This window comes from Chrysiogenia bacterium, assembly GCA_020434085.1.
In the GTDB taxonomy this organism is placed as follows: Bacteria; JAGRBM01; JAGRBM01; order JAGRBM01; family JAGRBM01; genus JAGRBM01.
In genome coordinates, this window is sequence record JAGRBM010000546.1 from 1 (window position 1) to 10423 (window position 10423).

Sequence of the window (10423 nt, forward strand, 5' to 3'; positions counted from 1 at the left end):
AGCGCGCGGAACTTCGCGGCGTTTTCGTCCGAGAGCTCGCCCTGTTCGAGCTGGCGCGCGCGGACCCGGGCGAGCAGCTCGACATACTCACCAAAGGCCTCGGGAAAGATTTCCTCGAGCCGCTCGCGGATTCGCTTTGCGAGCGCCGGCGATCCCCCGCCGGTCGAGATGGCCAGGCTGAACTCCCCGCGCCGGATCTCGCTGGGCACGTGAAAGTCGTTGGCGAGCGGGTCGGTGGCCGACTGGGCGAGGATTCCCTGCTCGCTTGCGAGCTCCAGGATCTGCTGGTTCAGGTCGCGGTCGTCGGTGCAGGCGAAGACCAGGAACGAGCCCTTGAGGTCGTCGGGGCGGAAGTTGCGCTCCTCGACGTGGAGCCAGCCCCCGGCGGGCTGGGTGCCGCGTTCGAGCTCGAGCACTTCCGGATGGGCCTTGCGGGTCACCACCAGCACCCGGGCCCCGGCCTCCAGCAGGCGCTCGGCTTTTCGCAGGCCCACATTCCCGGCGCCGACGACCAGGACGGGCTTTCGGTGCAGGTTGAGCTGGATGGGATAGAGCCGCACGAGGCCTCCGAAATGAGCGGGATTCGCTTCAATCGCGCCTGATCTTAGGGGGTTCGCGCCGCCGGAGCCAGCGCCAAAACGCCCCGGTTTCCCCCTTTTCGGGGCTCCGGCGAGGGGCCGCCGGTGTCAACCTGGATTGACATCGCACCGGCAATGGTGCTTGACAGCAACCGCTTTGGCGACACCGAAAACGGCCCGAATCGGAGAATGCGAAGAATTTTTCGCGCCTCTATCTTGCTGTAATTATTGATGAAATTTCGCAACATGCCCCGCCTCCAGGCGCAAATCCCGATTCTGGCACGCGCCGTGCTCTATAGGGCTCCATCACGGCAGACCAGAATCGGAGGTCAGACAAGCCATGACTCTTGAAGTGATCAAACGGGCAGCATTCGAAGTCCTCACCGGCCGCGAGACCGCGCACTCCCTCAAAGTGCTGCGCGAGGCCCAGACCGGCTGGGAACAGGTCCGCGATTCGGACCCCGAGACCTACCACCTGGTAAAACGCGCAATGATCGAGCGCATGAAACGGCAGATTCGGCGCGCGGCCTGATTTCGGCTCATTGGGCCGCCGCGTCTCTCTCCTGGGAGGGCTCCTGCAAGGGAGCCCTTTCTTTTTGTACCTATTCGGCTTTGAGCCTGGGGTCGAAGCGGGCGGGGTACGGATCGCTGATTTCCAATCGTTCGAAGTCCGGGTGGGCGGGATTGAGGATGAAATTGTGTTCCTCCTCGCTCAGCGCGGAAGGCACGCGAAGCACAGCGCTGGCGGCAGTGGCAAGCCACTTGTCGCCGGCGGCACGTAGCTCCGGAGGAGCAGGTGCTTCATCCCATCCTTCCCCGGGTATTTCGACGTCTTCGATGGGCAGCGAATCGGGTATTTCCACGGCGAAATAGACAAATTCGATATTGGACAACACCGCGAAACTTGCGTGAACAAGGGTTTCGAGTTTTGCGAGTGAGAGGCTTTGCGCGCAGTAGACCACAGGGTGGCCCCGAGAGGTCCAGCGCGAGCCCGCGAAGGCACTGCCCATGCCTGTGAACGCCGCCATGCGATGGCTCTTTTTACTGATTCGATAGATGCGCACGCCGCTTAGCTGACGATGCCGTACTCAAGTCGGTAAAGCTCTTCACGAACCAGCTCCGTTCCAAAACTCGTATCGAGCAGATCGAGCGGCGCCTTTCCGCCGAGCGCACGATTGGGAGCCTGTAGCCAGTCGCGGGCCGCGGCTTTGCTTTCAAGAACGGACTCGCCGAGCGCAAAGACTCCCGCGACTCTAAACAGGCGGTCGGTTTGTTCGGCCGAGAGTCTCGACGATTGCGCAAGTTTCCGGTGGTAGGTGCTGGCGGCAACGCCGGCGGCATGAAGAATCACGGACTCGGAGACTTCGAGGTGCCGGGCCAGCCGTTGTACGGATTTCGGCGGGACGCCGGAGTGGATTTCTTCCACCCATTTGAGGGCTCCGACCGCCCTGGGGCCAAGCAACACTCTCACGGCGCGGGTGAGCGCATCGCTGGAAATATCGGCGCTTGGAGTCTGGGTCGATGTGGTGGGCATGGCAATCCTCATTTGAGACGTAGGTTACTCTCAAATGGGATCTATCGCAAACATCCCGGGAATCCCTACAGCATCAGCGCCTTGATGGCTTCGTCGGTGAGCGGCTCGCCGGGGATGGTGAAGGTTGAATCGGCGCCGCCGGTTTTGACCTGCACTTCGGGGGCGTCGGGGTACTCGCGGGCGTAGCGCAGGAAGGCGCCGCCCACGAATCCGCGGACCTCGTCGCTGTCGCCGGCCACGGATACGGCCGAGGGCGCGCCGAAGTTGAGCGGCTCGTAGTAGGCCACGCCTTTCAGGCGCGAGCCCAGGTAGGCGAGCTCGGTGTTTTCCTTCTCGTTGCGACCGATGACGATTTTCTGCCCGCCGGGCAGGCGGAGCTGGCGGCCGAGCTTTAAAAGCTCGTAGTGCCAGCGATCGCCGCTGGCTTCCTTGTGCTCCCAGGCCTCCTTTGCGCGGTGCGCGTACTCGGGTTCGGTCAGCCGGCAGCCGGTCGAGGGCTGGGGCACGTCCTTGATGTTGAACTTCTCTGCGAGCTCGATGAGCTCGCGGCGCGAGCGTCCGGCAATGCCGTAGAGCTTTTCGCGATCGACGATGCCTTCGATTTCCGGTTCGGTCGGCGGCAGGAACTTCGCCGAGAGCGGGCGCAGGATGCGGCCGGGCAGCCCGGCTTCGAGCTCCACCTTGCGGAGCTGGTGCTTGAGCTGGGAGTTGGGGCGCTGGCCCATGACCTCGCCCGTGACGAGGAAGGACGCGCCCACCTGCTCCATGAACTTCACGCCCAGGCGGAACATGTGCGCGCGGCAATCGATGCAGGGGTTGATGCCCTTGCCCCAGCCGTTCTTTGGATTCTCGATGAGCTTCAGATACTCGGGCCCCGTGTCCACCACGGTGATGGGGACATTGAACTCGTGGGCCATGCGCGAAGCTTCCATCTTGCAGCACTCGAACTGTGTGCGCACGTTGAAGGCCTCGAGCTCGATGCCCTGCTGCTGCATAATGCGGATGGCGAGCATGGAGTCGAGCCCGCCGGAGAAGAGAACAACGGCTTTTCGGTTCAGTGTCATGGGATGAGCGTTCCTGATTCCTGGTGTCGACTCAAGGGCTGTCCCGCCACCCGGCTGATTCCGGGGCGCGGGGGGAGCTGCCGGGCGCGTTATTCTACGGATTGCGCGGGCGCTGTCCAGCGCCTCTGCCCCCTTCACGCGGTTTGTGGCCCGAAACGGCTACGTGAGACCCATCACGCACCCCTTGCACCCGCTCCAGCACAAAACCTGGAAAAAATTGCGTAGTTTGAGCCTCCCGGTGAGTTGGGACACGCCGCGCGGGCACCTGTCAATTTTTGTCCGGCCCGCAATGCCTTTTCTAACTATTTGAAATTACAGAAGAAAAATGAGCTCCCGTAAACAACAGTCAACGCGGAGGTCCCGTGTGCAGCGGGTGAGCCCCAACGGCATCACCCTTGCGAAGATAGACCCCTGAAGCTGTGAGCTCTGAAAAGGCCGGGGCAGACAGTGAGGGCTGAGACAATGACGAGCGTACTGATCGTAGACAGGGACGAGGCCATCCGGGGCGCATTTGCGCAGTTTTTTGCCGGAACCGGTGTCCAGGTGGTCTGCGCCGGAAGCTTCGACGAAGTCAGTGCGAAGGCGCGGGGCCAGATGGACCTGATCTTTGCAGATGACCTGGAAGAGTCGCTGACCCCCGAACGCAGTGCCGAGCTGCGCACGCGCAATTTCTCGACGCTCGCGCCGATCGTGTGCATGGGAAAAGCGCGCATGAGCGCCGAGGCCCTGCGCTCGCTTGGCTACGCGGGCCTGCTGGCAAAGCCCTTCAAGGGCGCGCAGGTCAAGGAAATGCTGGCGAAATGGCTGCCGATGGCGGCCTGATGTGTGGATAGGAAAAAAGGTTTTCCGGGCATCCGGGGTTTAAAAACGACCCCTCCTGACCCGAGATCACTGTGGGCGAAGAACAAATTTCACAGTGGTTTGCCAACCCGGGTGCTCGGAGAAATTTGCGGATGGGGAGGGCTTGCGAGGAGAAATCTTGAGAAAGAAAAGTTCGGAGACCCACCTAACTGATCTTCTCGCAAGTCCGACCCAGCTTTTTCCCTAATTTGGAGACCGCCCTCAATCTTACATGGATTGGGGGCGTTTTGCGACCAAAACTTGCCGTTTTGCCGCGCCCGGCATCCCGCCGGGTGGCGGGAATTGCCCCCAACTGCCGCTAATCGGTCAGTTTTTCGAGAATTCGATCCGCCAGACTGAAGGCCGATTTCAGCTCTCCCCAGACCCCCAGCAGCGGGGCATTGGAGCGCCCGAGGGCCAGGTGGCGCTTGCCCTTGAGCCCGTGGGGGGCGCCCACAAGACCCAGGTTGCGCAGCCCCCGGGGCCCCGCGGGAAAGCGGGCCTCGGCCTGAGCGGGCAGCCACGCGCTGCGCGCGCAAAAATCCTGCACATACGGAAGCACGGTTTCGAGTCGGCCCATCACCGCCTCGCGCGAGGGCCCGTTGTCGCTCCCGTCTTCGGGACTAAAGACGGTGGCGTAGAGCTTTGCCTGCTTCTCGTCCTCGCCGGGACGCTCAATGAGATACGCGATGAGGTTCTCGCCGGTGAGCGACCCGGCCGGATCGCTCACGATCACGCCGCGCGGGCACATGCCCGGCGGAATGGCCGTGGGCTCGATCACTGCGCGCAGCGTGCGCGTGCGCAGCAGCACGCCGCCCTGGCGCGCAAGATTCTGCTGGAGGGCGCGCTCGCCCTCGATCACGTAACGCGCGAGCACCTCGCGCCCGTCGGCGGTGCGCACGCGCCAAAGGCCCTCGGGCCCCTTGCTCACTTCCTGCAGCGAGGTGTTGAGGAGCTGCGCGCCGCGCTTGTGAAGGGCGCGCTGAATGAGCTCGCGCACATCGGCGACGTCCTCCGGCGGCAGCAGGGCGTGCTCGCGCTCGGAGTCGGCCAGCCACAGGCTCGCCGGCGCAAAGGGGGCGCTCTCGTTTCCGAACACACCCATGGCACTCAGATAGAACTTGATGAAGCGCTGCGCGTCCTCGCCAAGGCCCGCCGCGCCCAGCGCCTCGCCCAGGCCCTTGTGCAGGTTTCGCTTCGCGCTTCCCGAAAGATGGGGCGGCCCGCTCTTCCTGCGAAAGCGCGCAAAGAATCCTGCCGGCGGAAACGGATTCCAGCCGAGCACCGCGCGACGCAGCGAGAGGGCATCGGCCTCAAGGGCCTGCTCGAAGCGGGTGATGCGCTCGGCCTGCTCGGGACCGAATTCGCGATTGAGCGCGCGGCGGTAGTCCTGGGGATTGCTGCAGACGTCCACCCGGAATCCCGGCCAGATGACCTGGAAGAGGATGGGCGGGGTCCGAAAGGCGGTGCGTACCCGCGGGGCGATCTCGCCGGCGTCGAGCAGGCGTTCGAGCAGGGTGCCCGGCCCGCCCGGCGGCAGCAGTCCCAGCGGAGGCAGGACGCCGTCGGGGGCCTCGCTGACCGATTCACCCGAGAGGACCACCACGCGCCGCCCGGCCTTTGTGAGGGCTGCTGCGGCGGCCAGGTGGGCCATCGAATACTCTGTGAGCAGGACGTCGGCGCGTCCCTGGGCGGCCTTTGCCATCGGTTTCGACCTGCAAACGCTCTGGGTACTTGCTGCAAGGGGCGAATACCTCCGATTTGTGCAAAAGGGAAGGATTCGGCCCTCAAACCGTCAGAATTCTGGCGATTTCGGGTATCAGGTTGTAAAAAAGCGGATTTTGTGCTATGTTAACAAAAGGCGTGGCGAGCCTTTTGGCCGCATTTTCTTGGCAAATACCGGTGAAACCGGGCGGCAGGCGGCTTTTCTGAACCAGTTATGAGTGTAGCAAAAACCGTGGGGATGCAACAGTAGGGTGTTCCCACGGATGGCGCTTATTTTGTGCCAGAGAGGGTATTTTATATGTTCAAAGTTGGAGACAAGGCCGTTTATCCAGCCCACGGGGTTGGCGTCATCGAGAACATCGAGAAGAAGGAAATCGCAGGTAGCACCTACCAGTTCTACATTCTTCGGATTCTCGAGAACGACATGACCATCATGATTCCCACGGCCAATGTCGAAGCGGTCGGTCTGCGCCGGATCATCCCGGGCAGCCAGGTGACCAAGGTCTACAAGATCCTCAAGCAGAACGAGATCAGCGTGGACGCCGCGACCTGGAACCGCCGCTATCGCGAGTACATGGAGAAGATCAAGACGGGCTCCGCCTTCGAGATCGCCCAGGTGCTCCGCGACCTGTTCATTCTCAAGAACGACAAGGATCTCTCCTTCGGTGAGCGCAAGATGTTCGACACCGCGCGCACGCTGCTGGTCAAGGAACTGGCGCTTGCCAAGGACGTGACCGAGGAGAACGTGGCCAAGCAGCTCGACAAGATTCTTGTGAAGACCGCCGAGCTCGCCGCCGAAACCGGCACCCGCCGCAAGAAGGGCAAGAGCGCCCCGGCCGCGGCGCCTGCTGCTCCGGTCGCCGCCAAGAAGAAGAGCCCGGCCAAGACCGCTGCCAAGACGGCAACGACTTCGAAGAGCAAGGCCAAGCCGGCCGCTGCCAAGAAGAGCACCGCCAAGAAGCCTGCCAAGGCCCGCAGCGCCAGCGCGTAACTTGCGCTCCGATCGCAACCACGAAAACCCCGCCGAGTTCGGCGGGGTTTTTCTTTTCACTTCGCCGCGGGCGCTGACTACCCTCGGCCCGCAATGAGAGTCCACGCCGTCATTCCCGCCGCAGGCAGCGGCACCCGCATGGGGCCGGGCCAGAAGAAGCAGTTCCGCCTGATCGCGGGAGAGCCGGTGCTGGCCTACGCGGTGCGCGCGCTCTGCGGGAGCGGCCTGATCGACTCGCTCACGCTCGCCGTGCCCGAGGACGAGATCGCCCAGGTCGCTGAAGCGATCCTGCCGCTTGCCGGGGATCTGAGCGCGCAGGTGGTCGTCGGCGGCGCCGACCGGCAGGCCTCGGTGTGGAACGGCATCCAGGGCGTCGAGGACGCGGCCGAGGGCGACCTCATCCTGGTTCACGACGGCGTGCGGCCATTCCTGACCAAAGCGCTGCTCGCCGAGGTCATCGGCGCCGCCAAAGAGCACGGCGCCGCGAGCGTGGGCGTGCCGGCCAAGGACACCATCAAAATTGTCGACGAGGCGCGCGTGGTGCAGCGCACGCCGCCGCGCGAGCATTGCTGGCAAACCCAGACGCCGCAGGTCTTTCGCTACGAGATCATCCGTGCCGCGCACGAGCGCGCGCTCGCCGAAACCCCAGATGCGCGCGGCACCGACGACGCGGGCCTTGTCGAGCGCTTTGGCGGCAAGGTCGTGATGACCATGGGCATTTACGAGAACATCAAGATCACCACGCCCGAAGACCTGGCTGTGGCGGAAGTCTTCGCCGCGCACCTGGCAGGGCAGGGAGAGGAAAAATGAGCGCACCCTTTCGCGTCGGCAGCGGCTACGACGTCCATCGTCTCAAAGAAGGACGCAAGTGCATCCTCGGTGGGGTGGAGATTCCATCCGACATCGGGCCCGACGGCCATTCCGATGCCGATGTACTGTTGCACGCCATCACCGACGCAGTGCTCGGCGCCATCGGCGAGGGTGACATCGGCGCCCACTTCCCGCCCTCGGACCCGCAGTGGAAGGGCGCGCCCTCGGAAACTTTCATGCGCCATGCCATGAAACTCGCGCGCGATTCCGGCTACCAGCTCGGCAACATCGACGCCACGGTGATCGCCGAAGCACCCAAACTCCGTCCGCACATTGATAAAATCCGCGAGAGCATCGCCGCCATGTGCGGCGTTGCCACCGGCGAGGTCTCGGTCAAGGCAACCACCCACGAAGAGATCGGCACCCTGGGCCGCAAGGAAGGCATCGCCGCCTTCGCGAGCGTGCTGCTGTATAAGCCGTAGGGGCGAGGCTTGCCTCGCCCATGTGTGGGGCGGCATTTTTTTCGTCCACGTCCACGTCCACGTCCACGTCCACGGAATCCGATTCCCTCCCCGTGGCGGGGAGGGCAGGGTGGGGTTGTCGCATGTAGGCGCGAAACAACCCCCTCCGGCCTTCGGCCACCTCCCCCGCCACGGGGGAGCCAAGTGTCGGTAGCGCTTTTCCCTATGTGACACGATATGACACACTCACCCGGTATTCAGGAGGACGGGTGGCGTGTCTTCAGGTGGGGGCGCGGCAGGGCATTGTGAAATCGGGAGGTGGTGCATGGAACGGCGGAGTCCCAAGAGTTACTCCCAGGCCGCGCGCTTGCAGGACATGGTGCGGACCTTCATGGCGCGCCGGGCGGGCGTGACCATCGAGGAACTCGTCGAGATCTACGACATCACGCGGCGAACCGTCTACCGCGACTTCGACGCGCTGGCCGAGTCGGGCTACCCGCTCTATTCGGTGGAGACCGGCGGCCGAAAGCTCTGGCGTTTCCACGACCGCTTTACCGAGGTCGCGCCCGTCACGCTCTCGACCTCCGAGCTCATCGCCCTGTACGTCACGCGCACCCAGATCGGCTACCTGGATGGAACTCCGCTGGCCGAGGACATGGACCGCGTCTTCGGCAAGCTGGAGAAAACCCTCTCGCCCAAGCACCGCGACCAGCTCGCGCTCTTCGCAAAAAAATTCTACACCGTGCCCGACGCGCCCAAGAGCTACGACGAGCACCTCGACCTGCTCTGGGACGTGATGGACGGGCTCATCCGCCAGCTCCGCTGCAAGATGCGTTACCGCTCGCCGCGAAAGAAGAGCCCCACGACGCGGCTCATTGAACCGCTCACCCTGCTCACCCACAAACAGGGGCTCTATCTGCTCGCGCGCGAGGCCGGCGCCGACAAGGTGCTCACCTTTGCCATCGACCGCATCGTCTCCTTCGAGCCGACGAAGGAGACCTTCGAGTATCCGAAAAAATACGCGCCCGAGAAACAGGTCGAGGGCGCCTTCGGCATCGTGGCCGGTGACGAGGAAGTGCGCGTGCGCATCCGCTTCGCCGCCGACATCGCCCACCTCATTGCGGAGCGCACCTTCCACCCCGGGCAGAAAATCACCCGCCACAAGGACGGCTCGCTCACCCTGGAGATGAAGCTCACCGCGCTGGGCGCCGAACTCAACGGCTTCGTGCTCTCCTACGGCAGCAAGGCCGAAGTGATCGAACCCGCCGAGCTGCGCCAGCAGATCGCCGCGGAGCTCCAGGAAGCAGCGAAGCGGTACGCTTAAAACATCGGAAAATTGGGGCGATCACCCCCGTTCGTCCTGAGTAGCCGCATAGCGGCGTATCGAAGGGCAAACGGGCCTCGATTTATGAGGCTGTCGAGCGCCCTTCGATACACATTGCTTCGCAATGCACTCAGGGCGAACGGGTTGCAAACGATAGATGCGTGTAGGGGCGAGGCACCCGTCATCCGTAGCCTTGGCGAAGGATGATGCCTCGCCCTTCTTTATCTCAGGATGACAGGCTGTTGGAGAAACTGATTCAGGAAGCCGCGTCGACCGGCTCTTCGTAGTGGAAGGGCAGGGTGAACTCGAAGCACGAGCCCTTCTTGCGCTCGCTGGTGACGGTGATCTGGCCGCCGTGCATTTCGACGAAGTCGCGGCAGAGTGCGAGGCCGAGGCCCGCGCTGCGCACGTCGCGTGATTCGCTGCCCTCGGCCTGCTTGTAGCGTTCGAAGATGTAGGGCACGACCTCGGGCGGGATGCCCTCGCCGGTGTCGGCCACCTGGACGCGGGCCATGTCGGACTCGGCGTTGGAGCGCACGATGATCTCGCCGCCGCTGGGGACGAACTTCACCGCATTTCCCAGAAGATTGACCATCACCTGCTGCAGGCGTTTCACGTCGAAGTCGAAGTCCGGGATGTTCGTGTCCAGGAAGGTACGCACGTGGATATTGCGCTCGTCGGCGATGACGCGGATGGTCTCCACGGAGTTGGCGAGGATTTCGTTGAGGTTGTAGTGCTCGCGGTGGAGCACCAGCTTGCCCGCCTGGATCTTGTAGGAATCGATGAGGTCGTCGATGAGCGCCAGCAGCTTCTGCGAGCTCATGGTGATCATCTCGACTTCTTCGAGAAGTTCCTCGTCGCGAATCTGGCGCTCGAGCAGCGAGGCGAAACCGATGATCGCGTTGAGCGGGGTCTTGAGCTCATGGCCCAAGCCCGCGAGGAACTCGACCTCGGATTCCTGGCGCTGGCGCAGTTCCTTGGCCGAGCTGCCGTTGATCGCGTCGGCCAACAGGTGCGTCGTTGCCGCCACGCGCTCTTCGTCGATGGGATGATCGCCGTGGTGGCCATAGATGCCGAGGACGTGGGTGCAGCGCTC

At 63.5% G+C, this 10423-nt stretch carries 12 protein-coding genes; 6 read left to right on the forward strand and 6 right to left on the reverse strand.

The features are described 5' to 3' along the window. Positions 1–560 (reverse strand): bifunctional precorrin-2 dehydrogenase/sirohydrochlorin ferrochelatase (locus KDH09_18070; protein MCB0221611.1); only part of this gene is annotated, 560 nt, incomplete at its 3' end. 358 nt (positions 561–918) lie between these two features. Between KDH09_18070 and KDH09_18075 the strand changes: the two genes are divergently transcribed. Then, complete coding sequence (locus tag KDH09_18075; protein MCB0221612.1) at positions 919–1110, forward strand: hypothetical protein; 192 nt, start codon at positions 919–921, stop codon at positions 1108–1110. A gap of 70 nt (positions 1111–1180) precedes the next feature. Here KDH09_18075 and KDH09_18080 read toward each other — a convergent pair whose 3' ends face one another. From KDH09_18080 to KDH09_18090, 3 genes are all read right to left on the reverse strand, one after another. Next, positions 1181–1606, reverse strand: coding sequence for an RES family NAD+ phosphorylase (locus tag KDH09_18080; GenBank protein ID MCB0221613.1), 426 nt, complete (start codon positions 1604–1606; stop codon positions 1181–1183). 41 nt (positions 1607–1647) lie between these two features. Continuing rightward, the gene (locus KDH09_18085; protein ID MCB0221614.1) at positions 1648–2112 is read right to left on the reverse strand and encodes a DUF2384 domain-containing protein; all 465 of its coding nucleotides are present in this window, start codon (positions 2110–2112) and stop codon (positions 1648–1650) included. Positions 2113–2177: 65 nt separating this feature from the next. After that, positions 2178–3176 carry a hypothetical protein gene (locus KDH09_18090; protein ID MCB0221615.1) on the reverse strand — a complete coding sequence of 333 codons (999 nt, stop codon included), beginning with the start codon at positions 3174–3176 and terminating at the stop codon, positions 2178–2180. A gap of 462 nt (positions 3177–3638) precedes the next feature. On the opposite strand from KDH09_18090, the gene KDH09_18095 reads away from it, so the two are divergent. After that, positions 3639–3998: a response regulator gene (locus KDH09_18095; protein ID MCB0221616.1), complete on the forward strand. Its 360-nt coding sequence runs from the start codon at positions 3639–3641 to the stop codon at positions 3996–3998. A gap of 337 nt (positions 3999–4335) precedes the next feature. Here KDH09_18095 and KDH09_18100 read toward each other — a convergent pair whose 3' ends face one another. Beyond that, a complete protein-coding gene (locus KDH09_18100; GenBank protein ID MCB0221617.1) occupies positions 4336–5721 on the reverse strand; it encodes a hypothetical protein in 1386 nt (461 codons plus the stop codon). Between the two features lie 318 nt (positions 5722–6039). On the opposite strand from KDH09_18100, the gene KDH09_18105 reads away from it, so the two are divergent. From KDH09_18105 to KDH09_18120, 4 genes are all read left to right on the forward strand, one after another. Next, positions 6040–6732, forward strand: a complete 693-nt coding sequence (locus KDH09_18105) for a hypothetical protein (GenBank protein ID MCB0221618.1) — start codon at positions 6040–6042, stop codon at positions 6730–6732. A 93-nt stretch (positions 6733–6825) separates the two neighbouring features. Further along, positions 6826–7542 carry a 2-C-methyl-D-erythritol 4-phosphate cytidylyltransferase gene (gene ispD / locus KDH09_18110; protein MCB0221619.1) on the forward strand — a complete coding sequence of 239 codons (717 nt, stop codon included), beginning with the start codon at positions 6826–6828 and terminating at the stop codon, positions 7540–7542. Next, positions 7539–8024, forward strand: a complete 486-nt coding sequence (locus tag KDH09_18115; protein ID MCB0221620.1) for a 2-C-methyl-D-erythritol 2,4-cyclodiphosphate synthase — start codon at positions 7539–7541, stop codon at positions 8022–8024. Before ispD ends, KDH09_18115 begins: the two co-directional genes overlap by 4 nt. 304 nt (positions 8025–8328) lie before the next feature. Next, positions 8329–9327 (forward strand): transcriptional regulator, encoded by a 999-nt coding sequence (locus KDH09_18120; protein ID MCB0221621.1) that lies wholly within the window; start codon positions 8329–8331, stop codon positions 9325–9327. A 256-nt stretch (positions 9328–9583) separates the two neighbouring features. On the opposite strand, the gene KDH09_18125 is transcribed toward KDH09_18120, so the two are convergent. After that, positions 9584–10423 (reverse strand): HAMP domain-containing histidine kinase (locus KDH09_18125; protein MCB0221622.1); only part of this gene is annotated, 840 nt, incomplete at its 5' end.

Coding starts and splice junctions, on each gene's coding strand:
- KDH09_18100 (MCB0221617.1), bottom strand. CDS start 5,721: ATGGCAAAGGCCGCCCAGGGACGCGCCGACGTCCTGCTCACAGAGTAT.
- KDH09_18120 (MCB0221621.1), top strand. CDS start 8,329: ATGGAACGGCGGAGTCCCAAGAGTTACTCCCAGGCCGCGCGCTTGCAG.
- KDH09_18080 (MCB0221613.1), bottom strand. CDS start 1,606: ATGGCGGCGTTCACAGGCATGGGCAGTGCCTTCGCGGGCTCGCGCTGG.
- KDH09_18105 (MCB0221618.1), top strand. CDS start 6,040: ATGTTCAAAGTTGGAGACAAGGCCGTTTATCCAGCCCACGGGGTTGGC.
- KDH09_18085 (MCB0221614.1), bottom strand. CDS start 2,112: ATGCCCACCACATCGACCCAGACTCCAAGCGCCGATATTTCCAGCGAT.
- KDH09_18090 (MCB0221615.1), bottom strand. CDS start 3,176: ATGACACTGAACCGAAAAGCCGTTGTTCTCTTCTCCGGCGGGCTCGAC.
- ispD (MCB0221619.1), top strand. CDS start 6,826: ATGAGAGTCCACGCCGTCATTCCCGCCGCAGGCAGCGGCACCCGCATG.
- KDH09_18095 (MCB0221616.1), top strand. CDS start 3,639: ATGACGAGCGTACTGATCGTAGACAGGGACGAGGCCATCCGGGGCGCA.
- KDH09_18115 (MCB0221620.1), top strand. CDS start 7,539: ATGAGCGCACCCTTTCGCGTCGGCAGCGGCTACGACGTCCATCGTCTC.
- KDH09_18075 (MCB0221612.1), top strand. CDS start 919: ATGACTCTTGAAGTGATCAAACGGGCAGCATTCGAAGTCCTCACCGGC.